Here is a 25,003-nt window from a genome sequence, read left to right on the forward strand (position 1 = left end):
CCGGGCCTCGACAGCAACGGTGCAGGCGCCCTAGCCTGATCACTTCACTTATGCGCCAGGACACTGCATGAAAGCGGCGAAAAGCGTGGTGGTGATGGGGGTCTCGGCATCGGGCAAGACCACGATCGCCAATCTGCTGGGTGCCGAGCTCGATTACCGCGTGCTCGACGCCGACGACCTGCATCCGGCCGCCAATGTGGAGAAGATGCGCGCCGGCATCCCGCTGGACGACGCCGACCGCGCGCCATGGTTGCGCAAGGTGGCCGACTGGATCGGCGACCAGCGTGCCCAGGGCGTTGGCGTGGTGGTGTCGTGTTCGGCGTTGCGACGTGCCTATCGCGACGTGTTGCGCCAGGCCGACGCGCAGATCGTGTTCGTGTGGCTGGATGTGGACCGCGACACGCTCGAGCAGCGTCTTGCCCACCGTCGCGGGCACTTCATGCCGGCCAGCCTGCTGGATGACCAGCTGGAAACACTGGAGCCGCCCGGAGAGGACGAGCGCGCCGTGCGCGTGGCGCCCTCGGACTCGGCGCAGGACACCGCCGACCAGGCGATCGAGGCACTGTCCCGCCTGGACTGATCGCTCAGTCCTCGTCCGGCCAGCGGATCTGCGCCGCCGCCGTCTCCCGGCGCGGCGCGGGCACGGCATCGACCGCCGCCCACACCTTGAGCGCGTCCACGGTGGCCGCCACGTCGTGCACGCGCAGCAGCATGGCTCCGCGCTGGGCGGCCACAACGTGCGCGGCGATCGAACCGGCGACCCGCTCGGCAGGCACCTGGCGCCCGGTCAGTTCGCCGATGCTGCGCTTGCGCGACAGCCCGGCCAGCACCGGCACGCCCAGTTCGGTGAAGCGCGCCAACTGGGCCAGCAAGGCCATGTTGTGGGCGGTGGTCTTGCCGAAGCCAAAGCCGGGATCGACCACGATGTTCCGTTTCGGGATGCCGCTCATTTCGGCCGCGAAGATGCGTTCGGCCAGGAATCGATGCACCTCGCCGACGACATCGTCGTATTCCGGCGCATCCTGCATGGACTGCGGCTGCCCCAGCATGTGCATCAGTACCACCGGCACGCCGAGTTGCGCGGCGGTCTCCAGCGCGCCCTCCTCGCGAAGCCCGCGGATGTCGTTGATCATCCCGGCCCCGGCGGCCACGGCCGCACGCATGACCTCGGGCTTGAAGGTGTCGATGCTGATCGGCAGGGCGGTTTCGCGCGCCAGGCGCTCGATCACCGGCACGACCCGACGTAACTCCTCTTCCAGCTGCACTGCCTGGGCACCCGGGCGCGTGGACTCGCCCCCGATATCCAGGACATCGGCGCCCTCGGCAGCCAGCTGCAGCCCATGGGCGACGGCCGATTCCAACGTGTCATGCGCACCGCCATCGGAAAACGAATCCGGCGTGACGTTGACGATGCCCATCACCCGCGGCCGGTCCAGGCGCAGGATGCGGCCGTTACAGTCCAACTGCGGTGAGGTATCGAACATGACGCGCTCCGGGACAATCCAACGAGCGCGCATGATACGCGTCAGGCCTGTGGCGGCCCGCGGCGATCACGCTTGCGCCGCAAGCAATCGACTTCGCGCCCGGCCAGCAGCGACATCATGGCGGCGCCGAGCCCTGCCCCCATGCCCAGCCACAGCCCCATCTGGCCGGTGGCGGCCCCCATTGCCGCACCAATGCCAATTCCCATGACCAGCGGGGTGATCCTGCGATCGCACTTCATGACGTGATCCTCGTACAGGGGGACGGCGCGCTGCCCTCCTGACGCCCTGCATGAGCAAAGACACAGCCCGCCGGGAAATGTGACCGCCGGCTGTGACCGGTCAACCGCCGCGGCGCTTTTTCTTTTGGCTGCTCATGAAGGCCCCCAGGGCCGCGCCCAGGCCTACGCCGACTGCCAGGCCGGTGCCCATGTCGTGCATCGCCGCGCCAAAGCCGGCTCCGATCGCCACGCCCAGGGCAATGCCGACGCCAAGGCTCCATCCACTGCTGTTGAACATCCGGTCGTCCTCCTCGGCGCGCAGGCGCCGGGTACCAACACAAACAAAAGGCCGGGAGAATCCCGGCCTTTTGTCGATCACTTGCCGCTTAGCCGTCAGGTCTGCGCGGCCGGCCCTGCGATCGGAGGCAGCGGACGCTTGGGCGTGGGACCACCGCCGTTGTCGTCCTTGCCACCGGTCTTGGCCCAACCCATGGGCGGCGGCGGATCGCGGCCTTCCATGATGGCGTCGATCTGCGGCACGTCGATGGTCTCGTACTCAAGCAACAGCTTGGACATCGTGTGCAGCTTGTCCAGGTTGTCGGTGAGGATCTTGGTCGTGCGCTGGTAGGCGTTGTCCAAGATCCCGCGCACGACCTCGTCGATCTTGCGCGCGGTGGCATCGGAGACGTTCTTGTGCTGGGTCACCGAACGACCCAGGAACACCTCGTCCTCCTCCTCGCCGTAGGCGATCGGGCCCATCTCGTCGCTCAGGCCCCACTTGGTGACCATGTTGCGGGCCATCTTGGTGGCGCGCTCGATGTCGTTGGATGCACCGGTGGTGACCTTGTCGGTGCCGAAGATCAGCTCCTCGGCCACGCGGCCACCGTAGAGCGAGCACAGCTGGGATTCGATCGCGGTGCGGTTGTAGCTGTACTTGTCGCCCTCGGGCAGGTACATGGTCACGCCCAGCGCGCGGCCACGCGGGATGATGGTGACCTTGTAGACCGGGTCATGCTCGGGCACCAGGCGCCCGACGATAGCGTGGCCGGCCTCGTGGTAGGCGGTCAGCGTCTTCTCGTCCTCGCTCATGGCCATCGAGCGGCGTTCGGCGCCCATCAGGATCTTGTCGCGGGCCCGGTCGAAGTGGTCCATGCGGACCTCCTTCTCGTTGCCGCGCGCAGCGAACAGCGCCGCCTCGTTGCAGAGGTTGGCCAGGTCCGCGCCGGAGAAGCCCGGCGTGCCGCGCGCCACGATCATCGGCTCCACGTCATCGGCCAGCGGCAGCTTGCGCATGTGGACCTTCAGGATCTGCTCGCGGCCCTTGACGTCGGGCAGGCCGACCACGACCTGGCGGTCGAAGCGACCCGGGCGCAGCAGCGCCGGATCCAGCACGTCGGGACGGTTGGTCGCGGCGATGATGATCACGCCCTCACCGCCCTCGAAGCCGTCCATCTCGACCAGCAGCTGGTTGAGGGTCTGCTCGCGCTCGTCGTGACCGCCGCCCAGGCCGGCACCGCGATGGCGGCCGACCGCGTCGATCTCGTCGATGAAGATGATGCACGGCGCGTGCTTCTTGGCCTGCTCGAACATGTCGCGCACGCGGCTGGCGCCGACGCCCACGAACATCTCCACGAAGTCCGAACCGGAGATCGAGAAGAACGGCACCTTGGCCTCGCCGGCGATGGCCTTGGCCAGCAGCGTCTTGCCGGTACCCGGCTGGCCGACCATCAGCACGCCGCGCGGAATCTTGCCGCCGACCTTCTGGAACTTGGTCGGGTCGCGCAGGAATTCGACCAGTTCGCTGACTTCTTCCTTGGCCTCGTCGCAGCCGGCGACGTCAGCGAAGCTGACCTTGACCTGATCCTCGCCCTGCAGCTTGGCGCGCGACTTGCCGAAGGACATCGCGCCCTTGGCCCCGCCGCCACCGCCCTGCATCTGGCGCATGATGAAGATCCAGAAGCCGATGATGAGCAACACCGGCAGGAAGTTGAGCAGGATCATGCCCAGCGAGATGCCGTTGTCCGGCTTCTCACGGGTGATCTGCACGCCCTTGTTGATCAGCACATTGATCAGACCCTCGTCCTGCGGTCCGTAGACCACGCCCTGGGTGCCGTCATTGCGCTTGTAGCTGATCGCATTGGTGACCAGATCGCTGTCGTTGGTGAAATCCACCGAGCTGATCTGCCCGTTGTTCACCTCCTGCAGGAACTGGGTGTAGGTGGCCTGCCCGCTTCCCGGGCCCGCTCCACCGGAGCGCGGGGAGAAGCTCTGGAACACCACCATGAGCACCACCGCCACCACGACCCACAGCAGCAGATTTTTGGTCAAGTCATTCATCCTCATGGGCCTCGGTATTCCTCTGGCACTGCCACATTAGCGCGAATTGTCGAACCGACTCGGAAGCCGGCATCACTTGGGTTGGATCCGCTTACCCTGCCCAAGTGCGTAAACCTCCGGCGAGCGCTTGCGGGAGGCGTCCGGCTTTCGGATCACCACCCGGTCGTACCGCCGGCGCATGTCGCGGACGTAGTCGTCGAACCCCACGCCTTGGAACAGCTTGATCAGGAACGCGCCTCCCGGCCGGAGATGCACATCGGCGAACTCCATCGCAAGCTCCGCCAGATGCATCATCCGCGGCTGATCGACCGCGTCCACTCCGCTCTTATTGGGGGCCATGTCAGAAAGCACAAGGTCGACCGGCTGCCCACCGAGCATCGCCTCCAACTGCGATAACACGATCTGCTCCCTGAAGTCTCCGTGAAGAAACTCCACGCCGGCCAACGACGGCATGTCCAGGATGTCCATCGCCACGACTCGCCCGCGATCGCCCATGGCCTGGCGCACGTACTGCGACCAGCCGCCAGGCGCCGCCCCTAGGTCGACCACGACCATGCCCGGCTTGAGCAGCCGGTCACGTTCGATCAGCTCCTCCAGCTTGTAGGCCGCGCGCGAACGCAGCCCCTCGGCCTGCGCCTTCTTGACGTAGGGATCGGAGAAATGTTCCTTCAGCCAGCGCTGGCTGCTTTTGCTGCGTTGGGCCATGTGGACGGATAACGGCGGCACGGCGTGTGGCCGGCCCCGCGAAAGCTCGGGAGGGGTCCGGCCCATGATACGCTTAACCCCCTTGGCTTCCCCTGAAAATCCTGCATGTCTGTTGTCCTTACCGCTGCCCAGAACCGTTTCCTGCGTGGGCAGGCCCACGGGCTCAAGGCGTTGCTGCAGACGGGAGGCAAGGGCCTGACTGACGCATTTGTCACCGAACTGGACGAGGTGCTCGAGCGCCACGAGCTGGTCAAGGTGAAGGTCGCCGCCGAGGATCGCGAGGCCCGCGGCGCCATGATCGACGAGATTTCAAAGCGCACCGGGTGCGCCGTGGTGCAGAAGATCGGCCACGTGGCCGTGCTGTACCGCCCCAGCCAGGACAAGCGCACCATCGTCCTGCCGCGCGCCTGATCCTCACGGCCGTTCCTGACGGCAGCGGCGCCCGACGTACGGAGCCCCTCCATGCAACTCAGCCACGAAAGACCCGATTACGCTTTCACCCTGCGCGCCGCCGATGGGCGCAGCGCCAAGGTCAACGATCAGGTGCTGCAGCGCAGTTTCATCCTCACCCCCGCACACCTGCAGACCGACTGGGCTGCCACGCAGCCTGAGGCGCTGGATGCGGCGACGCTGGAACCCCTGCTGGCGCTGGAACCGGAACTGATCCTGCTCGGCACCGGCGACCGCCAGGTGTTTCCGCCCGCGGAAGCCATGGCCGCGTGCCTGACCCGCGGCGTGGGTATCGAAGTGATGACCAACGACGCCGCCGCCCGCACCTTCCACATCCTGGCCGGCGAAGGTCGGCGCGTGGTAGCGGGCTTCATCCTGGGGACGGAAGCGGCGCGGTAGGCCAGTCAGCGGAACTGCCCTCAGACGGGCAGTCGCACAACCCGGATGACGAGCCGCCGCTCGCGCGCGGCGGACGAATCCAGGGCGCCGCCTAGCGAGGCGGCAGGTAGGACAGCGGATCGACCGGCTTGCCGTTGTAGCGGATCTCGAAGTGCAGCATGTCGCGGGAGGCCCCGCTCCGCCCCATCTCGGCAATCTGCTGCCCGGCCTTGACGTTCTGGCCCTCGTTGACCAGCCGCTTGCGGTTGTGGCCATAGGCCGACAACCAGGCCTCGCTGTGCTTGACGATGATCAGTTCGCCATAGCCCACCAGCCCCGCCCCGGAGTAGACCACCACACCGTCAGCGGTCGCACGGACCGGATCACCGCCCTTGCCCGCGATATCCACGCCCTGGTTGGCGGCGTCACCGGCGACGAAGCGACCCACGATCTGGCCATCGGCCGGCCAACGCCAATTGATGTCGCTCTTGACCGGCGCGGCGGCCGGCGTCGAAGGCGGCGTAGCAACGGGCGGACGGGATGCGGTCATCCCCGCAGGCGCCGCTGCGCCCCCTTGCGGATACAGCTGCAGGCGCTGCCCCGGATAGATGGTGTAGGGCGGCGCGATGCCGTTCCAGGCGGCCAGATCGGCCGGCACGATCCCGTTGTCGGTGGCGATGCGGTACAGGGTCTGCCCGCGCTGGACCGTGACCCGCTGGCCGTACTTCGGCTTTGACACTGGGCGGGCCGCAGCGCTGCCACCGACCGTGCGCCCCCCGGGGCCGCCCGAGGTCCGCGTGACCGTGCTACTGCAGGCCGCCAGGGCCAAGGCACCTGCGACCAGCGCCACTTGCGTCGTGCGCTTGCTGAAAGACCCCAGCAGGTCCATGCGAATCGTCATCCGTTCTTTGCACTCCAGACCAGCCAAGCCAACAACACCAGGAGCAGGACGCTGGCGATCCAGCCCACCGGTTCGATCCAGCGCCGCAACGCCGCTTCCGCACGCACACCACCCAGGCGCAATGCCAGGGCGATCAGGAACACGCGCTTGCCGCGCCCCACCACCATGCTCGCGATGAACGGTAGCAGCGGCACTCCCACAATGCCTGAGGCCCACGTAAATATCTTCAGCGGGATCGGGGTGAAGCCGGCCAGCACCAGCAGCCAGAACGCGCGCCAGGGCGACTGGGCGACCAGTTCGCGCAGATGCGCCACCTGTTTGTTGACCCCATCGGTCCAGCCCAGCGCGTCGATCAATGGCTGCACGGCCGCATAGGCGTAATGACCCAGCGCGTAGCCGATCAAGGCACCTAACAGTGAACCGACCAGGCTGATCCCGGCGAAGGAAAACGCGCGCCGGGGCTGGGCCAGCGACATCGGCGCCAGCATCACCTCGGGCGGCACAGGAAAGAAGATCGCCTCGATAAAGCTCAGCCCGAACAGCAGACGCGGCGCATGCCGATGGCGGGACCACGCGATCGCGCGGGCATACAAAGGACCGAAAAGCTGCATCAGTCGAGGGTTCCCGACAGGAGGGGGACGAACATCACCGGGGCCAGCGTGGTCTGCTGAACGTGGCCATCGGCATCCTTGGTGAGCTGCACCAGGGCCTGCGAGGACGCGCCACCCACCGGCGCGACCAGGCAGCCGCCCGGGGCAAGCTGATCGATCAGATCGTGGACCAGGGCCGGTGCAGCGGCCGTGACCATGATCGCGTCGTAAGGACCATGCTCCGGCCAGCCCACCCGTCCGTCGTCATGCTTGCTGCGCACGTTCAAGCCGAGCAGGCGCAGGCGCTTGCGCGCCAGGCGCAGCAGGTCGCCAATCCGCTCGACCGTATAGACGTCCAGTCCCAGCGAAGCCAGGATCGCCGCCTGGTAACCCGATCCTGTCCCCACTTCCAGCACTGTCCTGGGCGCACGTCCAGCCAGCAGCACCTCGGTCATGCGGGCCACCACCCAGGGCTGGGAAATGGTCTGGCTGTGGCCGATGGGCAGCGCGGTGTCCTCGTAGGCGCGCGTGGCCAGCGCTTCGTCCACGAACAGGTGCCGTGGCACGGTGCGGATGGCGTTGAGCACGTTCTCATCGACGATGCCCGCCTCGCGCAGGCGCTGCACCAACCGATCGCGCACGCGCTGGGACGTCATTCCCGATCCGGCCGCATCGGCCGGCTGGACGCGCAGGCGCGGGGTCATGCCGCCGGCTCCAGGTCCGCGGCCAGGCCGTCGACCCAGCCGGCGACCGTCTCCAGCGCCTGGTAGCGGGTCAGGTCCACATGGATGGGGCTGATGGAGATGGCGCCACTGCGCACCGCATGGAAATCGGTCCCTACGCCGGCATCCTGTTCCGGCCCGGCCGGGCCGATCCAGTACACGGTGCCGCCGCGCGGGTCACGCTGTGGCAGACAGGGCTCGGAGCGATGGCGATTGCCCAGCCGCGTGACCTCGAACCCAGTGACCTCGGACCAAGGCCGGTCCGGAACATTGACGTTGAGGATGGTGTTGGCCGGCAGCGGATCGGCCTTGAGCCGGGCCACGATCTGCACCGCCGCGCGCGCGGCGGTCTCGAAGTGCTTGGGGGCATGGTCACGGCTCACCAGCGACACGGCCACCGCGGGAAACCCGAGGAAGCGTCCTTCCATCGCCGCCGACACCGTGCCCGAATAGATCACGTCATCACCCAGATTGGGCGCGTTGTTGATGCCGGACACCACGATGTCCGGCTCGAAATCCAGCATCCCGGTCAGCGCCAGGTGGACGCAGTCGGTCGGGGTGCCGTTGACGCGGATGGTGCGCTCGTCCAGCTGGCGGGTGCGGATCGGCAGATCCAGCGTGAGCGAGTTGCTGGCGCCGGAACGGTCCCGGTCGGGGGCCACTACCCAGACTTCGTGCCCGGCCTGGCGCAACGCCTCGGCCAGCATGCGGATCCCGGGGGCGTCGACGCCGTCATCGTTGCTTACAAGTACGCGCACTCAAACTTCCTTCAATGATGCGCGTCCGATGATACCGGATCGATCCGGACGCTTCGCCCTTGCATGGGCCGCGATGCGACGTAACCTGCCTGCCATGAGCGATCCGCGCGACGACGACGATGACGACGCCAGCCTGTTCCGCGAGGCCATCGGCCAGGTGCGGCGCCTGGACGCTGCGCCCTCGCCGCCCAGCAAGCCGCGCCCACGTCCGTCGGCCCGCATGGCGCGCGCCGACGAGCGCGCCGCGCTGAGCGAGTTCCGCCAAGCCCTGGAGGCCATGCCGATCGGCGCTGGCGATGTGCTCTCGCATCGGGTCGAGGCCCTGCCCGCCAGCATCTTCACCCGACTCAAGCGTGGCCAGTTCTCGATCCAGGACGAACTGGACCTGCACGGCGCCACGGCCAGCCAGGCCGAGGCGCTGCTGCGTCAGTTCCTGCGCGAGGCCCAGCGCAGCGGCACGGCCTGCGTGCGCATCGTGCACGGCAAGGGGTTGGGCTCGGACGCCGATATCCCGGTCCTGAAGAACGTCGTGGACCGCGTGCTGCGCCAGCGCAATGACGTGCTGGCATTCCACTCCGCGCTGCCGACGCAGGGCGGCACCGGCGCGGTCATCGTCCTGCTCGCAGCGCGCCCCTGACCACCAACGGGCTCAACGTACCCCGCCACCGCATCGACGGGCCACGCGGGACGATGGCCCCGCTAGGCTTTGAATGGACACGGCAGCGACGTCAGGTGATCCGGTTAGCCTCGCGCACCGCGCCGAGTTCGTGCAGCAGCGCGGTGGCATAGCTCCCGGGCACCAGGTCGAAGCGCAGCTCCAGCGTCTGTGGATCCTGCCACGACCACTGCAGGTCGGCCGCCTGCTGGCGCAGCGCACGACGCTCCTGCTTCAGGCGTGCCGACTCCAGGCCGGCACGCAGTGCCGGCGCATCGCCCTGCGTGAGCACCTGTGTCTCCAGGGCGGCACAGGCGCCCTGCGTGCGCAGCTCACCTTCTCCCCATAACGGACCACTGGGATGGATATCGAAGCGCGCCAGCCGTTCGGCCAGCGCGTCGCTCCAGGCTTCAGGGCCGAACACACTGCGGCTGCCGGCGAGCATCCAGACCTCACCGTCCAGCCCGCGTTCCCAGCTGCCATCGGTCACACGCGCCGACAAGACGCGATTGAACAGTTCCGAGCGCGCGGCCGACAGCAGCATCGAGCGCTGCTCGCGTTTGACCCGGCGCCCTTCGAACATGGCCAGCGCCTGGGCGACGTTGTCTCCGGCGCGACCAAAGCGCTGCTCGCCAAACCAGTTGGGCAAGCCGCGCGCGGCGATGGCCTGCAGGCGCGCATCGATCGCCTCGCGCTCGCCCTGCACCTGGCGCAGCACCAGGGTGAAGCGATTGCCCTCCAGCGCGCCGCGCGGCAGCTTGCGGCTGTGCCAGGTGGAGGCGACGACCTCCAGGTTGGGCTTCACCAGCGCGTCCAGGTCCGGCGACACACGCTTGGGCAGGTGCACGCTGAAACGCTGGGTGGTCACCGCATGCCGGTCCTTGAGCCCGGCATAACCGATGCCGACCTCGCCGATGCCCGCCCAGCGCGCGAGCGTGCGCGCCACCTCGGCGGTGTTGAGGCCGCGTTTGCGCACGGTCAACAGCAGGTGCTCGCCCTCGCCACTGGCGTCGAACGCATCGATCTCATCGACCTGGAAATCTTCCGGCCGGCTGCGGAACACCGCCTCCAGCACCGCCGGCCCGAAGGCCAAGGGGAGCAACGATGTGTCGGTCATGTGGTGTGCCTTCTCGTAGCGCCGAGCTTGCTCGGCTGGGGCTTGCGGGCCGGAGCCTGCGCGGTAATGCCGACGGAGCTCGCCCGATGGCTGTAGCGCCGAGCTTGCTCGGCCGGGGCCTTCCCGAGGAAAGCTTCAGCCGAGCAAGCTCGGCGCTACAGCGCGTCCGTTGAATAGGCGTCCGTTGAACAATGCGTCCGTCGGATCAAGCCCGCACCAGCAGCACCACGGCCTGCGCGGCGATGCCTTCACCGCGCCCGGTGAAGCCCAGCTTTTCGGTGGTGGTGGCCTTGACGCTCATTGCATCGGCATCGATGCCCAGGACCTGCGCCAGGTGCGTGCACATGGCCAGCGCGTGCGGGCCGACCTTGGGTCGCTCGCACATCACGGTGATATCGGCGTTGCCGACCAGCCAGCCGCGTGCGCGCACCAGGCCATCGCAATGGCGCAGGAACTCGGTGCTGTCCACGTCTTTCCAGCGTGGATCGCTCGGCGGGAAGTGGCGACCGATGTCCCCCAGGGCCAGGGCACCGAGGAGCGCGTCGCACAGCGCATGGATGACCACGTCGCCGTCGCTGTGCGCCAGCACGCCGCGGCTGTGCTCGACACGCACGCCGCCCAGCATGACGTGATCGCCGTCCGGGGCGAAGGCATGCACATCGAAGCCCTGGCCGATGCGGATCTGCGGGACTGACATCTCGAAGTTCCTTATGCGGCCACGCGCAGCGACAGGATGAACGCAAAGCGCTCCAGGTCGGCCGGCGTGGTGATCTTGAAATTGGTTTCCCTGCCTTCCACCAGCAGCGGACGCAGGCCCTGGCGCTCCATGGCCATGGATTCGTCGGTGACATCAATACCGGCACCGGCCGCCTCGTCCAGCGCGCGGGTGAGCTGCAGGCGCCGGAACATCTGCGGGGTGAGCGCCCGCCACAGGCGCTCACGCGGCTCGGTGCCATCCACGCCGCCGTCATCGCCGGCACGCTTGAGCGTGTCGCGCACCGGCGCGGCGAGCAGCCCGCCGACGGGATCTTCGCGCCCGCGCTCGATCAGGCGCTCCAGGTCGGCCTCGGCCAGGTTCGGCCGCGCGGCATCGTGGACCAGCACGAAGTCATCGGCGCGTACGTCATCCGGCAACACCTGCAGTGCCGCCAGCACGGACGCCGCGCGGGTCCCGCCGCCGACACAGGCCAGCACCGGCTTGCCGCCGAACTGGGTCCAGCCCGGCCACCACGGGTCATCGGCCGACAGCGCGACCACCGCGCCGGCCACCAGCGGATGGGCGAGCAGCGTGGAGAGGGTCCAGGCCAGCACGGACTGGCCACCGACTTCCAGATACTGCTTGGGAATCTCGCTGCCGAAGCGCGTCCCACGTCCGGCGGCGGGGACGACCACCCACAGCCCTCCCATCAATCGCCCTCCGCGCGGGCCGCGTCGTCATCGTTGACCGGATCGGAGGCCTCCGGCGCACTGGCCGGCGCCGGGGCCGCGCTGCCCGCACCGGCGGGGGCGTCGACCACGCGATAGAACTTCTCGCCCGGTTTGATCATGCCCAGCTCGCTGCGCGCGCGCTCCTCGACGGCTTCCTCCCCCGACTTGAGGTCCTCGACCTCGGCGGCCAGCGCCGCGTTGCGCTGGCGCAGGCCCGCGTTCTCGCGGGCCTGGCTTTCGACCTGCGCGCGCATGGTGATGACCTGGCCGGAGCTGCCGCGTCCGAACCACAGGTGGTACTGCAGCACCGCCAGCAGCACCAGCAAGCCCAGCAGCAGCCAACGCACCTTGGCCATGTCAGCTCCCGCGCACCGCGATCACACGCTTCGGACGCACGGCGCGGCGCTCAGCGCTTGAGCGAAACGAACGCGTTGCGCCCGGCGTAACGCGCCTGCTTGCCCAGTGCTTCTTCGATGCGCAGCAGCTGGTTGTACTTGGCCACGCGGTCCGAGCGGCACAGCGAGCCGGTCTTGATCTGGGTGGCGGTGGTGGCCACGGCGATATCGGCGATGGTGGTGTCCTCGGTCTCACCGGAACGATGCGAGACGATCGCCGCGTACTTGGCATGGTGGGCCATGGCGATGGCTTCCAGCGTCTCGGTCAGCGTGCCGATCTGGTTGACCTTGATCAGGATGGCGTTGGCGGTCTGCGACTCGATGCCTTCCTTGAAGATCTTCGGATTGGTGACGAACAAATCGTCACCGACCAGCTGGACCTTGTTGCCGATGCGATCGGTCAGCTGCTTCCAGCCGGTCCAGTCGTCCTCGGACATGCCGTCCTCGATGGTGATGATCGGGTACTGGGCGGCCCAGTCAGCCAGGAAGTCGACGAACTGCTCGGAGGTCAGGCGCTTGTTCTCGCCCACCAGGTTGTACTTGCCGTTGTCGTGGAACTCGCTGGAGGCCACGTCCAGGCCCAGCAGGATGTCCTCGCCCGCGGCGTAGCCGGCCTTGCCGATGGCTTCCAGGATGGTGTCCAGCGCCTCGACGTTGCTGCGGAAATCCGGCGCGAAGCCGCCTTCATCGCCCACCGCGGTGCTCAGGCCATGGCCCTTGAGCACGCTCTTGAGCGCGTGGAAGATTTCGGTGCCGGCGCGCAGCGACTCGGAGAACGAATCGAAGCCGACCGGCAGGACCATGAACTCCTGGAAGTCCACGTTGTTGTCGGCATGCGCACCGCCGTTGATGATGTTCATCATCGGCACCGGCAGGCAGACATCCGATTCGCAGGTGTCGGCCAGGTGCTGCCACAGCGGCTTGTGGTTCGAGGCGGCCACCGCGTGCGCGTTGGCCAGGGACACACCGAGCAGCGCATTGGCGCCCAGGCGGCCCTTGTTCTCGGTGCCATCCAGGTCGATCAGGCGCCGGTCCAGGCCTTCCTGGTCGGCGGCGTCAAAGTCCTTCAGCGCATCGGCGATGGTGGTGTTGATGTTCTCCACCGCCTTGCGCACGCCCTTGCCCAGGTAACGGGTCTTGTCGCCGTCACGCAGCTCCACCGCCTCCTTGGCACCGGTCGAGGCACCGGAGGGCACGGCCGCACGGCCGAAGGACCCATCGGTGAGCGTGACTTCCGCTTCCAGCGTGGGATTACCACGGGAGTCGAGGATTTCGCGGGCGTGGATCTTGGCGATATTGGTCATGGGATCAGTCTTGGCTCTTTCGATCGGATGAAAGTCGGGGGCCGGTCAGGCGATGACCGAGTGAAGTGAGGAACGTCATCTCGCGCGCGCCAGCGTTGCGGCCACGTGCACGTTCCCGGGCGAAGCGATTGTAGAGGGTGCAGGCCAACAGCGCGGATGCCAGGCAGACCAGCAAGAAGCCGCTGGTCGAAGCCGCTGCCGTTTCGATGGCCTTGCCCGGGGCAAGCGTGCCACTGGGCACACGCTCCTGGAGGTCTGGCACGCGCCAGTGGGTGGCGACCATCACGCCTGCCAACGGGGCAAGCAGGCAGGCCACCCCCTGGCGGTGGCCCAGGCCTGCGAATCCGCGCGCGGGAGGCTGGTCGTCTGGCATCAGGCCTTGACGCCGTCTTCCAGGAAACCGTTCTTCTTGGTGATCGAGTCCAGCGCCAGCAGCGTTTCCAGCAGTGCCTCCATCTTGTCCAGCGGCCAGGCGTTGGGACCGTCGGACAAGGCCTTGGCCGGGTCCGGGTGGGTTTCGGCGAACAGGCCGGCCACGCCCACGGCCACGGCGGCGCGCGCCAGCACCGGCACGAACTCGCGCTGACCACCGGAGCTGGTGCCCTGCCCGCCCGGCAGCTGCACCGAGTGGGTGGCATCGAACACGACCGGGCAGCCGGTCTCGCGCATCACCGACAGCGAGCGCATGTCGCTGACCAGGTTGTTGTAGCCGAACGAGGCGCCGCGCTCGCAGACCATGATCTGCTCGTTGCCCGTCGACTTGGCCTTGTCGACGACCGGCTTCATGTCCCACGGCGAGAGGAACTGGCCCTTCTTGATGTTCACCGGCTTGCCGGCCGCGCAGACGTTTCTGATGAAGTCCGTCTGCCGCACCAGGAAGGCCGGGGTCTGCAGCACGTCGACGACGTCGGCGACCTCGTTCATCGGGGTGTACTCGTGCACGTCGGTCAGCACCGGCACGCCGATCTGGCGCTTGACCTCGGCCAGAACCTTGAGCCCCTCTTCCATGCCCGGCCCGCGGAACGAGGTGCCCGAGGTCCGGTTGGCCTTGTCGAAGCTGGACTTGAAGATGAAGTTCATCCCCAGCCTGGAGGTGATGTCCTTGAGCTTGCCGGCGACATCGAGCTGCAGTTGCATCGACTCGATCACGCAGGGGCCGGCGATCAGGAACAACGGCTGGTCGATACCAGCCTCGAATCCACACAGTTTCATGCGCGTGCCTCCTTGAGCAACGTGCCACCGGCCTTGCGCTCACGCGCGGCGCGGATGAAGCCGACGAACAACGGGTGGCCCTCGCGCGGGGTCGAGAGGAATTCAGGATGCGCCTGGCAGGCCAGGTACCAGGGATGCTTGTCGCGCGGCAGCTCGACCATTTCCACCAGCGTGTCGTCCATGGACTTGGCGCTGATGACCAGGCCGGCGTCTTCGAGCTGGGTGCGATAGCGGTTGTTGAACTCGTAGCGATGACGATGCCGCTCGGACACCACGTCCTGGCCGTACATCTCACGCGCCAGGGTGCCGGGCTTGAGGCGCTGTTCCTGCAGGCCCAGGCGCATGGTGCCGCCCAGGTCCGAACGCTCGTCGCGCTTTTCCACCTCGCCCGAACTGGTGCGCCACTCGGTGATCAGGCCGATCACCGGGTGTGGGGACTGCTTGTCGTTCTCGGTGCTGTTGGCGCCTTCCAGGCCGCAGATGTGGCGCGCGTAGTCGACCACCGCGGCCTGCATGCCATAGCAGATGCCGAAATACGGCACGCCGTGCTCGCGGGCGTACTGCGCGGTGAGCACCTTGCCTTCGAACCCACGATCGCCGAAGCCGCCGGGCACCAGGATGCCGTCCACGTCATCCAGGGTTTCGGCACCGGACTCGACGTCCTGCGACTCCATCCACTTGAGGTTGACGCGGGTGCGCTGGCGCAGGCCGCCGTGCTTGAGCGCCTCGCCGACCGACTTGTAGGCGTCCTTGTGGTCCACGTACTTGCCGACCACCGCGATGGTGACTTCATCGAGCGGATTGACGGTGGCATCGACCGCCGCCTCCCACTCGTGCAGGTCGGCTTCGTGCTTGGCCGGCAGGTGCAGGCGGTCGACCACGAACTGGTCCAGGCCCTGCTCCTTCAGCCCCAGCGGAATCTTGTAGAGCACGTCCACGTCGCGCAGGGTGATCACCGCGCGCTCGGAGACGTTGGTGAACAGCGAGATCTTGCGGCGTTCGCCGTCCGGGATCTCCTGCTCGGAGCGGCATAGCAGCACGTCGGGCTGGATGCCGATCGAGCGCAGTTCCTTGACCGAATGCTGGGTCGGCTTGGTCTTGAGCTCGCCGGCCGCGGCGATGTACGGCACCAGGGTCAGGTGCATGAAGACGGCCTTCTCTTGGCCGCGCTCGGCACGGATCTGTCGGATCGCCTCCAGGAACGGCAGCGACTCGATGTCGCCCACGGTGCCGCCGACCTCGATCAGGCCCACGTCGAAGCCAGACGCGGCTTCGTCGATGCTGCGCTTGATCTCGTCGGTGATGTGCGGGATGACCTGCACGGTCGCGCCCAGGTAGTCGCCTCGGCGCTCCTTGCGGATGACGTTTTCGTAGATGCGACCGGTGGTGACCGAGTTCTTGCGGCTCAGGCGCGTGCGCACGAAGCGCTCGTAGTGCCCCAGGTCCAGGTCAGTCTCGGCGCCGTCGTCGGTGACGTAGACCTCACCATGCTGGAACGGGCTCATCGTGCCCGGGTCGACGTTGATGTAGGGATCCAGCTTCATCATCGTGACCTTCAGGCCACGTGCTTCGAGAATCGACGCCAGCGACGCGGCGGCAATGCCCTTGCCCAGCGAGGACACCACGCCGCCGGTCACGAAAATCAGGGGAGTCATGGATCTTTGGGCTCCAGGAAAGCCATAGTTTAGCGGTAGCGGCGCTGGCGGCCAAACGCGGCGGGCGCTGGCTGTCCCGCGGCGCGAGACGTTGGCTGGCCCAAACGCACACGCCCCGCAAGAAGCGGGGCGTGGCGGAAAGGCGCAGCGCGCTGGATCAGGACTTGTGCCCTTCTTCCTCTTCCTCTTCGCGCGGGGCCGGGTTGGTCGAGGCGGGATCCTCGCCCTTGAGCCGGGCGGCGTTGGCGGCGCGACGCGCGGCTCGCTTTTCGGCCTCGGTCCGGGTGTCCTGCGACTTGGACGGGTCGGCGCTGGCGCCCTTGCCAGCAGCCTGCGCGCCTGTGGTCTGGGCCATGGCAACGGCGGCGGAAGAAACGGCGGCGAGCGCGCCGGCGAGCATCAGAATGTGACGGGTTTTCATGGGGCCTCCAGTGAGGAACCGGGTGGAATCGCCACGTGCGGCGGCGACATCTGCAAGCCTACGCACTGCGCATCCAGCGCCACCTGAACCGGATCGCCCGGATTCAGCCGGCAAGCGCGCGACGCAAGCCCTCGACGCGTCCAATCTCGGTGCACCAATAGCCGGTTTCAAGGCCATCCAGCCCCCGGCCGACCCCGGCGATGCGCTGGCGCGCCGAGGCGTGAAACTCGCGGGCGCCAGTCTGGCGCGCCAGTTCAGCGACGTTGTCCGCGGTGATGCCCGCGCCGGGCATCACCGACAGGCGACCGCCCGCCTGACGCACGGCACGGGCGATCGCGTCGGCCCCAAGCGGCGCCGCGGAGGCCGCCCCGGAGGTCAGCACGCGCTCGCAGCCCAGGCCGATGATCTGCTCCAGGGCCACCGCCGGATCGGCTACGCAATCGAAGGCCCGATGAAAGGTCACGCCCATCGTGCCCGCCTCGGCGATCAGGCCCGCGCAGCCGGCGACATCCACCTGACCGGCAGCATCCAGCGCCCCCAGCACGACCCCGTCGCAGCCAAGTTGCCGGCAACTGGCGACATCGCGCGCCATCACTTCCCACTCGGCCGGCGAATAGACGAAATCCCCCCCGCGCGGCCGGATCAGGACGTAGAGCGGGATGCGCAGTCGTTCCCGCGCCAGCGCCACGGTGCCATAGGACGGTGTGCACCCGCCTTCGCCCAGGTTCTCGCACAGCTCGACCCGGTCGGCCCCGCCGCGCTGCGCGACGAGGGCCGATTCCAGCGAGCCGGCCGCGATCTCCAGCAGATATCCCATGCGCCGCCCGCTCAGGTCCTGTCGGTGGTGTAGATCGACTGCGAAGGCAGCAGCGCGTCCTGTTTGGATGCATCGCAGACCGCGTAGACGAAGCCCTTGTGCAGGGCGAAGGCGCCCACCTGGCCGTCCTTGTTCATCGCCAGGAAGCAGACCTGCAGCTCCTTGCTGGCCGCCGGGCGCTTGTGCACCACCCGCTCGATGGCCTCGCGGCAGGCATCGGCCGGGCTGCGCCCCTGGCGCATCAACTCGACCACCAGGAAGCTGGCGGCGTTGCGGATCATCTCCTCGCCCACGCCCGAAGCCGTCGCGCCACCCACCTCGTCGTCCACGTACAGCCCGGCCCCGATGATCGGGCTATCGCCGACGCGACCACGCATCTTCCAGGCCATGCCGCTGGTAGTGCAGGCACCGGCCATGCGGCCCTCCTTGTCCAGGGCCAGCATGCCGATGGTGTCGTGGTTCTCGCTGTTGCCGGGCAGGCTGCGGCGCTCGACATTGATCTCCGGCTGGTACTTGGAGGTCTTGAGCCACGCCTTCCAGGCTTTCTCTGCCTCCGGGGTACGCAGGTCCTGCACCTTGAAGCCCTCGCTGACCGCGAACTGCTGGGCGCCTTCGGCCACCAGCAGGACGTGGGGAGTCTTTTCCATCACCTTGCGCGCCACCGAGATCGGATGGTCGATGCCCTCGATGGCCGCCACCGCGCCGCAGCTGCCGTCACCCTTCATGATGCTGGCGTCCAGGGTCACGTGGCCGTCGCGGTCCGGATAGCCGCAGCGCCCCACCGTGGAATTGCACTGGCCGGTCTCGGCCCAGCGCGCGCCAGCCTCGACCGCGTCGATGGCGCTGCCGCCTTTGCCCAGCACCGCCCAGGCCGCCTGGTTGGCCGGCACGCCGAAATCCCAGGTGGACACGACCTTGGCGCCGCTGGCTCTGATCTGGGCAAACCCGCGCGGGAGCGCGGCGGCGCCGGCGGCCAGGAGAGAGGACTGCAGGAAAGTGCGACGTGAGGGCATGTCGGGAGCTCCGTGGGTGGGGATCAGTGGGGGTCCGGATGGGCCGCGAACCACGCGGCCGCACCGATGATGCCCAGTTGGCCGTGCTCGATGCACGACACCGGGATCTGTCGCAGCGCACTGGACAGCACGCCCTTGTCGTGGAAGCGGCGCATGAAGCCACCCGCCTGCAGATGTTCGCCCAGATGGCCGGCCAAGCCACCGGCCAGATAGACCGAATGGGCGCAGAAGGTGATGGCCAGGTCGCCGGCCAGGCTGCCCAGCCACTGGCAGAACATGTCCAGGCATTCGGCGGCCAGGGCGTCGTCGCCGGCGGCCGCGACCAGGTCGGCAGGCGCGCCGTGCACGACCGGCGCCTGTCGAAGTTCGCACAGGGCCGCATATAGATGCATCAGGCCGGTCCCGGACAGCGCCCGCTCGTTGTCGACATGGCCGAAGCGCCGCTGCAGCACGCGGACCACGTCCAGCTCCAGCGAGGTGGTCGCCGCCAGCGCGGCATGTCCGGCCTCGCTGGGCTGGACGCCAAAGCCGGCATCACCATGGACCGCCAGGGCCGCCCCCAGCCCGGTGCCAGGCCCCAGCAGCAGCGCCGGAAACCGCACGGCGCCCGCCTCCGCCTCTCCCAGGGCACGCATCTGGCCTGCCGGCACATGCGGCAGCGCCCAGGCCAGCGCCTCGAAATCGTTGATCAGCCGGAACCTGCGCAGCCCGGCCTCGCGCTGGGTCTGCGCCAGCGACACCGGCCAGGGAAGATTGGCATTGAGCAGTTCGTCGCCCTGCAGGAGGCCCGCAATGGCCACCACGCCCTGGTCTGGGAAGGCGACGCCCTCGGCTTCCAGCGCGTGCCGGAAGCGGGACAACACCGCGGCCAGCGACGGAAATTCGGCCCCCACGTAACGCCGGTGGTGACGCAATTCGGGCGTGCCGTCCTGCCCCACATGGACCAGGCCAAGCCGGGCATAGGTGCCCCCGACATCGGCCGCCACCATCTCTTGCCCCCCAAACGGGGCGCCCGCTGTCTCACGGGCGGCGACTTGCACCACTTAGGATCTCCTTGCAACGGCGCGCTCCGGCACCCGGTTCGCACGCCGGTGGCACCGGCGCCGGACGGAGCCGTGCTGCCGCCTGTAACCGATTGTAGTGGCAAGCCGCGTCGTTGCCGCATGCCGCGCCGGTGGCGGCTGGACCATACGTCGCCGCACGTGCAAATCCGCCCCCCAGGCCCCACACTTGCCGCCCTTCGTGGCCCTAGACACGACCTGATCGACCGAATGAATACCCGCTACAACGCTGCCGACATCGAAGTCCTCTCCGGCCTGGACCCGGTCAAGCGCCGGCCCGGCATGTACACCGACACCGCGCGCCCCAACCACCTGGCCCAGGAAGTCATCGACAATTCCGTGGACGAGGCCCTGGGCGGCCACGCCAAGACCGTCGAGGTCACCCTGTACAAGGACGGCAGCGTGGAGGTGTCCGACGACGGACGCGGCATGCCGGTGGACATCCACCCCGAGGAGAAGGTCCCCGGCGTGGAGCTGATCCTCACCCGGCTGCATGCCGGCGGCAAGTTCAACAACAAGAACTACACCTTCTCCGGTGGTCTGCACGGCGTGGGCGTGAGCGTGGTCAACGCGCTGTCCACCCTGGTGGAAATCCACATCAAGCGCGAAGGCAGCGAACACCGCATCACCTTCCGCGACGGCGACCGCGCCAGCCCGCTGGAAGTGGTCGGCAGCGTCGGCAAGAAGAACACCGGCACCCGGCTGCGCTTCTGGCCGGACCCGAAGTACTTCGACACCCCCAAGATCAACGTGCGCGCCCTGCGCCACCTGCTGCGGGCCAAGGCGGTGCTGTGCCCGGGCCTGACGGTCAAGTTGACCGACGAGGCCAGCGGCGATACCGACACCTGGCTGTTCGAGGACGGCCTGCGCGACTACCTCAAGGGCGAGATGGCCGGGCGCGAGCTGCTGCCGGCCGAGCTGTTCACCGGCGTGCTCAAGAAGGAGACCGAGGTGGTGGACTGGGCCGTGGCCTGGGTCCCAGAAGGCGAGCTGGTCCAGGAGAGCTACGTCAACCTTATCCCCACCGCCCAGCACGGCACCCACGTCAACGGCCTGCGCTCGGGCCTGACCGATGCGCTGCGCGAGTTCTGCGACTTCCGCAACCTGCTGCCACGCGGGGTCAAGCTGGCCCCGGAAGACGTGTGGGATCGGGTCGCCTTCGTGCTGTCCTTGAAGATGACCGACCCGCAGTTCTCCGGCCAGACCAAGGAGCGCCTGTCCTCGCGCCAGGCCGCCGGCTTCATTGAAGGCGCCGCGCACGATGCCTTCAGTTTGTGGCTCAACCAGCATGTGGAAACCGGCCTGCAGATCGCGCAGATCGCCATCGATCGCGCCAGCGCGCGGCTGAAGACCGAAAAGCAGATCGTCCGCAAGAAGGTCACCGCCGGCCCGGCCCTGCCGGGCAAGCTGGCCGACTGCATCAGCCAGGACCTGTCGCGCACCGAGCTGTTCCTGGTCGAGGGCGATTCGGCCGGCGGCAGCGCCAAGCAGGCCCGCGACAAGGACTTCCAGGCGATCATGCCGCTGCGCGGCAAGATCCTGAACACCTGGGAAGTGGCCTCCGGCAGCGTGCTGGCCTCCGAGGAAGTGCACAACCTGGCCATCGCCATCGGCTGCGACCCGGGTAAGGACGACATCTCCGGCCTGCGCTACGGCAAGGTCGTGGTCCTGGCCGACGCCGACTCGGACGGCCTGCATATCGCCACGCTGCTTTCGGCGCTGTTCCTCAAGCACTTCCCGGCGCTGGTCGAGGCGGGGCACGTGTTCGTGGCGATGCCGCCGCTGTTCCGCGTGGACGTGGGCAAGCAGGTGTTCTACGCGTTGGACGAGGAAGAAAAGCGCCTGCTGCTGGAAAAGATCGCGCGCGAGAAGCTCAAGGGCCAGGTCAACGTGACCCGCTTCAAGGGTCTGGGCGAGATGAATCCTTCGCAGCTGCGCGAGTCGACCATCCACCCCGATACCCGGCGCTTGGTGCAGCTGACCATCGACGATGCCGAACAGACCGACGGCCTGATGGACATGCTGCTGGCCAAGAAGCGCGCCGGCGATCGCAAGGCGTGGCTGGAGACCAAGGGCGACCTGGCTTCGCTGGAAGTCTGATCCATCCGCATCGCCGCGCAAGCCGCGGCGATGCTTCATTCGGAACGTCAACTCAGGACCGCGGCCCACGCGCCCGGTCAGTGGGCGCCCGCGGAGGCCACTTCCTCGTAGGGCTGCACCACTACCCAGCCCTCACCGGCGAAACGCAGTTGCACGCTCTCACCCGACCCGCGCCCGAGGAAGGTCTTCAGGCTTATGTCGGTGACGATGTCCGGGGTCAGTCCGCCCGACCAGGCCACGGTGGCCTGCGGATCGGTGAACACCGGGCCGCTGTCGGCGTCGACCCTGAGCGTCAACGGCTCGTAGTGCGAGGTGATCGCCACGATGCCGTGCCCGGACAGATGCATGTTGAACAGACCGCCCGACAGCATCCCGGCAACCTTGCGCATCATGGTGATGCGTGCCTGGATGCCGGACTCGGTCGCCAGCACATCGTTGCCGTTGACGTAGATCGACTCGCCGGCCAGGCGCAGCAGGGTAATGCGCTTGCCCTTGTCGGCCAGGTAGACGCGTCCCCGGCCCTCGACCTTCATCAGCTGCATGCCCTCGCCACTGGCCATCTTCTTGAGTAGGTTGCCCACGCCCTGCTCCAGCAGCCCCTGGCGGGTGAACTTCACTTCCCCCATCCGCGCCACCATCGCACCGGCCTTGGCCCAGATCCGGCCGTCGAGGCGGACTTCCAGCAGGTGTGGGCCCTCCAGTTCGAAGGCATCGGTCGTGGTGTCGCGCTCGGCGGATGCGTCGACGAACTCCCCCAACGTACGGACGGACATGGCGCACTCCTGCGAGGCATGGCTGATACCCGATCTTAAGGGCTGCTGGACGGGCCGCGGCCTCAGCGCATCACATGCCTGACGCCATCACGCGCGTCGGCTAGACTTGCCGACGTTTGCCCCCATACCACTGAGGCCCCCACCGATGACCGCCCCCCTCGCCTATCGTCGCATCCTGCTGAAACTTTCCGGGGAGGCGCTGATGGGATCAGAGGATTACGGCATCGATCCCAAGGTCATCGGCCGCATCGCCCGGGAAATCCTTGAGGCGCACCACGCCGGCGCCGAAGTGGCCCTGGTCATCGGCGGCGGCAACATCTTCCGCGGCGCGGGCCTGGCCGCCGGCGGCATGGACCGGGTCACCGGCGACCAGATGGGCATGCTGGCCACGGTCATCAACGCGCTGGCCATGCAGGACGCGCTGGAGAAGCTCGGCGCCAAGGTGCGCGTGATGAGCGCCCTGAAGATCAACGACGTGTGCGAGGACTACATCCGCCGCCGCGCCGTGCGCCATCTGGAAAAGGGCCGCATCGCGATCTTCGCCGCCGGCACTGGCAACCCGTTCTTCACCACCGACTCCGGCGCGGCCCTGCGCGCGATCGAGATCGAGGCCGACCTGCTGCTCAAGGCCACCAAGGTTGACGGCGTGTATGACAAGGATCCGCGCAAGTTCCCGGATGCCAAGCGCTTCGACTCGCTGACCTACGACGAGGTCATCAGCCGCGGCCTGGAGGTTATGGACACCGCCGCCTTCGCCCTGTGCCGCGACAGCGCCGTGCCACTGCGCATCTACGACCTGGGCGTGCCGGGCAACCTGATGAACATCCTGCGCGGCGAGAACATCGGCACCCTGGTCGAAGGACGCGGTTGAACCTGTAATTGTGTCCGCGCGGCCATCCGCGCGAGGCTGGTGCCATGTCGCACGACCACGATCACGGCGCGCACGCCGGCCACGCGCATTCCCACGGACACGACCATGCCCACGGCGGCGACACCGGCGCCCGCGGCTACGCCGTGGCGTTGCTGGTCAACCTGGCGTACACCGCGCTGGAAGCCGGTTACGGCTTCCACACCAACTCCCTGGCCCTGCTCTCCGACGCGTTGCACAACCTGGGCGACGTGCTGGGCCTGGGCCTGGCCTGGGCGGCGGCCGGCATGGCCCGGCGCCGCCCGACGGCCAGCCATACCTATGGCTGGCGGCGCGCCACCCTGCTCGCCCCGCTGGCCAACGCCCTGGTCCTGATGGTCTTCGCCGGCGGCCTGGCCTGGGAGGCGGTGCGCCGCTTCAGTGACCCGCTAGGCGTTCCGGCCATGCCGGTGATCGTGGTGGCCGCCATCGGGATCGCCGTCAACCTGGGGGCCGGCTGGCTGCTGCATGGCGGCCACGGTCACGGCGGGCACGACCTCAACCGGCGCGGTGCCGTCCTGCACCTGCTGGCCGATGCCGCGGTCTCCCTGGCCGCGGTGATCGCCGGTTGCGGCATGCTCTGGCTGGGCTGGGAATGGCTCGATCCGGTGACCGCGCTGCTGGTGGGGGTGGTCATCGCGGCGGGCACCTTCGGCCTGCTGCGCGAAAGCTTCGCCGCGGCCATGGATGCGGTGCCATCGCATATCGACCAGGAGGCGGTCGCGCGCTTCCTTTCCGCGCGCCCCGGCGTGGAAGCCGTGCACCACCTGCACATCTGGTCGCTGGGTGCCGGCGAGATCGCGCTGACCGCGCATGTGGTCAGGCCCCGGGCCGAGGACGACGACGCCTTCATCGAGGCCACCGCACACGCGCTGGGCGTCGAATTCGGCATCCACCACGCCACCCTCCAGCTCGAGCGCGGCCAGGCCTGCCCGCAGGTCTGCCATGCCGGTGAGCACCCCGCGCACTGATCGCCGGCCCGGCCCAGGGTGGCTTTCGCCTATAATCCCGGGTTTGACGAACCCCAGGACCCGACGATGCTGAACGACATCAAGAACGACGCGCAGATGCGCATGAACAAGAGCGTCGAGTCGCTGCGCCAGGCCCTGACCAAGCTGCGGACCGGTCGCGCCACCACCGCGCTGGTCGATCATCTGAAGGTGAACTACTACGGCTCGGACATGCCGCTGTCGCAGGTGGCCACCGTGTCGGTCACCGACGCCCGCTCGCTGACCATCACCCCCTGGGAGAAGCAGATGGTCTCGGCCGTGGAGAAGGCGATCCTGGCCTCGGACCTGGGCCTGACCCCGAATACCGCCGGCACCGTCATCCGCATCAACATCCCGGTCCTCACCGAGGAACGCCGCCGCGACCTGTCCAAGGTCGTGCACAGCGAAGGTGAGGACACCAAGGTCGCCATCCGCAACGTGCGCCGCGATGCCAATCAACAGGTCAAGGACCTGCTGAAGGAAAAGGAAGTCACCGAGGACGAGGTGCGCCGCAGCGAGGAAGAGATCCAGAAGCTCACCGACAAGGCGATCAAGGACGTCGACGAGGTGGTCAAGGCCAAGGAGCAGGAACTGATGGCCGTCTGAGCGGGTC

Annotated in this window: 30 protein-coding genes; 8 read left to right on the forward strand and 22 right to left on the reverse strand. The window is 67.9% G+C overall.

The features are described 5' to 3' along the window. Window positions 1–67: 67 nt before the first annotated feature. On the forward strand, window positions 68–580 hold the full coding sequence (locus PJ250_RS19180) for a gluconokinase (RefSeq protein ID WP_271646211.1): 513 nt from the start codon (window positions 68–70) through the stop codon (window positions 578–580). A 4-nt stretch (window positions 581–584) separates the two neighbouring features. On the opposite strand, the gene folP is transcribed toward PJ250_RS19180, so the two are convergent. The 5 genes from folP to rlmE all read right to left on the reverse strand — a co-directional run bounded on the left by folP (window position 585) and on the right by rlmE (window position 4,744). After that, complete coding sequence (gene folP / locus PJ250_RS19185) at window positions 585–1,484, reverse strand: dihydropteroate synthase (protein ID WP_271646212.1); 900 nt, start codon at window positions 1,482–1,484, stop codon at window positions 585–587. 41 nt (window positions 1,485–1,525) lie between these two features. Then, window positions 1,526–1,723, reverse strand: a complete 198-nt coding sequence (locus PJ250_RS19190) for a hypothetical protein (protein ID WP_271646213.1) — start codon at window positions 1,721–1,723, stop codon at window positions 1,526–1,528. A 100-nt stretch (window positions 1,724–1,823) separates the two neighbouring features. Further along, a complete protein-coding gene (locus PJ250_RS19195; RefSeq protein ID WP_271646214.1) occupies window positions 1,824–2,000 on the reverse strand; it encodes a glycine zipper domain-containing protein in 177 nt (58 codons plus the stop codon). 95 nt (window positions 2,001–2,095) lie between these two features. Continuing rightward, the gene (gene ftsH, locus PJ250_RS19200; protein ID WP_271646216.1) at window positions 2,096–4,039 is read right to left on the reverse strand and encodes an ATP-dependent zinc metalloprotease FtsH; all 1,944 of its coding nucleotides are present in this window, start codon (window positions 4,037–4,039) and stop codon (window positions 2,096–2,098) included. Window positions 4,040–4,111: 72 nt separating this feature from the next. Beyond that, on the reverse strand, window positions 4,112–4,744 hold the full coding sequence (gene rlmE, locus PJ250_RS19205) for a 23S rRNA (uridine(2552)-2'-O)-methyltransferase RlmE (RefSeq protein WP_271646218.1): 633 nt from the start codon (window positions 4,742–4,744) through the stop codon (window positions 4,112–4,114). Between the two features lie 105 nt (window positions 4,745–4,849). On the opposite strand from rlmE, the gene yhbY reads away from it, so the two are divergent. Both yhbY and PJ250_RS19215 read left to right on the forward strand, forming a co-directional pair. Then, a complete protein-coding gene (gene yhbY / locus PJ250_RS19210; protein ID WP_271646220.1) occupies window positions 4,850–5,155 on the forward strand; it encodes a ribosome assembly RNA-binding protein YhbY in 306 nt (101 codons plus the stop codon). Window positions 5,156–5,206: 51 nt separating this feature from the next. Then, entirely contained in the window at window positions 5,207–5,593 is a 387-nt protein-coding gene (locus tag PJ250_RS19215; protein ID WP_271646221.1) for an Mth938-like domain-containing protein, read from the forward strand. Window positions 5,594–5,684: 91 nt separating this feature from the next. On the opposite strand, the gene PJ250_RS19220 is transcribed toward PJ250_RS19215, so the two are convergent. Genes PJ250_RS19220 through surE form a run of 4 tightly spaced genes read right to left on the reverse strand, consistent with a single transcriptional unit; the run spans window position 5,685 to window position 8,543 of the window. Beyond that, window positions 5,685–6,473, reverse strand: coding sequence for a peptidoglycan DD-metalloendopeptidase family protein (locus PJ250_RS19220; protein ID WP_271646222.1), 789 nt, complete (start codon window positions 6,471–6,473; stop codon window positions 5,685–5,687). Further along, on the reverse strand, window positions 6,470–7,084 hold the full coding sequence (locus PJ250_RS19225) for a YqaA family protein (RefSeq protein WP_271646223.1): 615 nt from the start codon (window positions 7,082–7,084) through the stop codon (window positions 6,470–6,472). The genes PJ250_RS19220 and PJ250_RS19225 overlap by 4 nt, the downstream gene beginning before the upstream one ends. Continuing rightward, entirely contained in the window at window positions 7,084–7,767 is a 684-nt protein-coding gene (locus PJ250_RS19230) for a protein-L-isoaspartate(D-aspartate) O-methyltransferase (protein WP_271646224.1), read from the reverse strand. The genes PJ250_RS19225 and PJ250_RS19230 overlap by 1 nt, the downstream gene beginning before the upstream one ends. Continuing rightward, window positions 7,764–8,543, reverse strand: a complete 780-nt coding sequence (gene surE, locus PJ250_RS19235) for a 5'/3'-nucleotidase SurE (RefSeq protein WP_271646226.1) — start codon at window positions 8,541–8,543, stop codon at window positions 7,764–7,766. Before surE ends, PJ250_RS19230 begins: the two co-directional genes overlap by 4 nt. Before the next feature lie 94 nt (window positions 8,544–8,637). Here surE and PJ250_RS19240 point away from each other — a divergent pair, with 94 nt between their 5' ends. After that, window positions 8,638–9,180: a Smr/MutS family protein gene (locus PJ250_RS19240; RefSeq protein ID WP_271646228.1), complete on the forward strand. Its 543-nt coding sequence runs from the start codon at window positions 8,638–8,640 to the stop codon at window positions 9,178–9,180. A gap of 91 nt (window positions 9,181–9,271) precedes the next feature. Here PJ250_RS19240 and truD read toward each other — a convergent pair whose 3' ends face one another. From truD to PJ250_RS19300, 12 genes are all read right to left on the reverse strand, one after another. Beyond that, window positions 9,272–10,315: a tRNA pseudouridine(13) synthase TruD gene (gene truD, locus PJ250_RS19245; protein ID WP_271646230.1), complete on the reverse strand. Its 1,044-nt coding sequence runs from the start codon at window positions 10,313–10,315 to the stop codon at window positions 9,272–9,274. 205 nt (window positions 10,316–10,520) lie between these two features. After that, window positions 10,521–11,012 carry a 2-C-methyl-D-erythritol 2,4-cyclodiphosphate synthase gene (ispF, locus tag PJ250_RS19250; protein WP_271646232.1) on the reverse strand — a complete coding sequence of 164 codons (492 nt, stop codon included), beginning with the start codon at window positions 11,010–11,012 and terminating at the stop codon, window positions 10,521–10,523. A gap of 11 nt (window positions 11,013–11,023) precedes the next feature. Then, window positions 11,024–11,725 carry a 2-C-methyl-D-erythritol 4-phosphate cytidylyltransferase gene (ispD, locus tag PJ250_RS19255; RefSeq protein ID WP_271646234.1) on the reverse strand — a complete coding sequence of 234 codons (702 nt, stop codon included), beginning with the start codon at window positions 11,723–11,725 and terminating at the stop codon, window positions 11,024–11,026. Continuing rightward, a complete protein-coding gene (gene ftsB, locus PJ250_RS19260; RefSeq protein WP_271646236.1) occupies window positions 11,722–12,099 on the reverse strand; it encodes a cell division protein FtsB in 378 nt (125 codons plus the stop codon). The genes ispD and ftsB overlap by 4 nt, the downstream gene beginning before the upstream one ends. Before the next feature lie 50 nt (window positions 12,100–12,149). Then, window positions 12,150–13,442: a phosphopyruvate hydratase gene (eno, locus tag PJ250_RS19265; protein ID WP_271646237.1), complete on the reverse strand. Its 1,293-nt coding sequence runs from the start codon at window positions 13,440–13,442 to the stop codon at window positions 12,150–12,152. Between the two features lie 4 nt (window positions 13,443–13,446). Next, window positions 13,447–13,725: a hypothetical protein gene (locus tag PJ250_RS19270; RefSeq protein ID WP_271646238.1), complete on the reverse strand. Its 279-nt coding sequence runs from the start codon at window positions 13,723–13,725 to the stop codon at window positions 13,447–13,449. An 89-nt stretch (window positions 13,726–13,814) separates the two neighbouring features. After that, window positions 13,815–14,654 carry a 3-deoxy-8-phosphooctulonate synthase gene (kdsA, locus tag PJ250_RS19275; protein WP_271646239.1) on the reverse strand — a complete coding sequence of 280 codons (840 nt, stop codon included), beginning with the start codon at window positions 14,652–14,654 and terminating at the stop codon, window positions 13,815–13,817. After that, window positions 14,651–16,309 carry a CTP synthase gene (locus tag PJ250_RS19280; RefSeq protein WP_271646240.1) on the reverse strand — a complete coding sequence of 553 codons (1,659 nt, stop codon included), beginning with the start codon at window positions 16,307–16,309 and terminating at the stop codon, window positions 14,651–14,653. The genes kdsA and PJ250_RS19280 overlap by 4 nt, the downstream gene beginning before the upstream one ends. A 157-nt stretch (window positions 16,310–16,466) precedes the next feature. Next, a complete protein-coding gene (locus PJ250_RS19285) occupies window positions 16,467–16,730 on the reverse strand; it encodes a hypothetical protein (RefSeq protein WP_271646241.1) in 264 nt (87 codons plus the stop codon). A gap of 103 nt (window positions 16,731–16,833) precedes the next feature. Next, window positions 16,834–17,547 carry a copper homeostasis protein CutC gene (locus PJ250_RS19290; protein WP_271646242.1) on the reverse strand — a complete coding sequence of 238 codons (714 nt, stop codon included), beginning with the start codon at window positions 17,545–17,547 and terminating at the stop codon, window positions 16,834–16,836. An 11-nt stretch (window positions 17,548–17,558) separates the two neighbouring features. Then, a complete protein-coding gene (locus PJ250_RS19295; RefSeq protein ID WP_271646244.1) occupies window positions 17,559–18,560 on the reverse strand; it encodes a glycosylasparaginase in 1,002 nt (333 codons plus the stop codon). A 23-nt stretch (window positions 18,561–18,583) separates the two neighbouring features. After that, window positions 18,584–19,603 carry a glucokinase gene (locus PJ250_RS19300; protein WP_271646246.1) on the reverse strand — a complete coding sequence of 340 codons (1,020 nt, stop codon included), beginning with the start codon at window positions 19,601–19,603 and terminating at the stop codon, window positions 18,584–18,586. Window positions 19,604–19,831: 228 nt separating this feature from the next. Between PJ250_RS19300 and parE the strand changes: the two genes are divergently transcribed. Next, window positions 19,832–21,721 carry a DNA topoisomerase IV subunit B gene (parE, locus tag PJ250_RS19305; RefSeq protein ID WP_271646248.1) on the forward strand — a complete coding sequence of 630 codons (1,890 nt, stop codon included), beginning with the start codon at window positions 19,832–19,834 and terminating at the stop codon, window positions 21,719–21,721. Window positions 21,722–21,798: 77 nt separating this feature from the next. Here parE and PJ250_RS19310 read toward each other — a convergent pair whose 3' ends face one another. Next, window positions 21,799–22,494 (reverse strand): AIM24 family protein, encoded by a 696-nt coding sequence (locus PJ250_RS19310; RefSeq protein WP_271646249.1) that lies wholly within the window; start codon window positions 22,492–22,494, stop codon window positions 21,799–21,801. Between the two features lie 145 nt (window positions 22,495–22,639). Here PJ250_RS19310 and pyrH point away from each other — a divergent pair, with 145 nt between their 5' ends. From pyrH to frr, 3 genes are all read left to right on the forward strand, one after another. Then, window positions 22,640–23,365, forward strand: a complete 726-nt coding sequence (gene pyrH / locus PJ250_RS19315; protein WP_271646250.1) for a UMP kinase — start codon at window positions 22,640–22,642, stop codon at window positions 23,363–23,365. 44 nt (window positions 23,366–23,409) lie between these two features. Next, a complete protein-coding gene (locus PJ250_RS19320) occupies window positions 23,410–24,372 on the forward strand; it encodes a cation diffusion facilitator family transporter (protein WP_271646251.1) in 963 nt (320 codons plus the stop codon). Window positions 24,373–24,438: 66 nt separating this feature from the next. Further along, window positions 24,439–24,996, forward strand: a complete 558-nt coding sequence (frr, locus tag PJ250_RS19325; RefSeq protein WP_271646252.1) for a ribosome recycling factor — start codon at window positions 24,439–24,441, stop codon at window positions 24,994–24,996. Window positions 24,997–25,003 lie beyond the last annotated feature (7 nt).

This window comes from Pseudoxanthomonas sp. JBR18 (assembly GCF_028198165.1).
In the GTDB taxonomy this organism is placed as follows: Bacteria; Pseudomonadota; Gammaproteobacteria; order Xanthomonadales; family Xanthomonadaceae; genus Pseudoxanthomonas_A.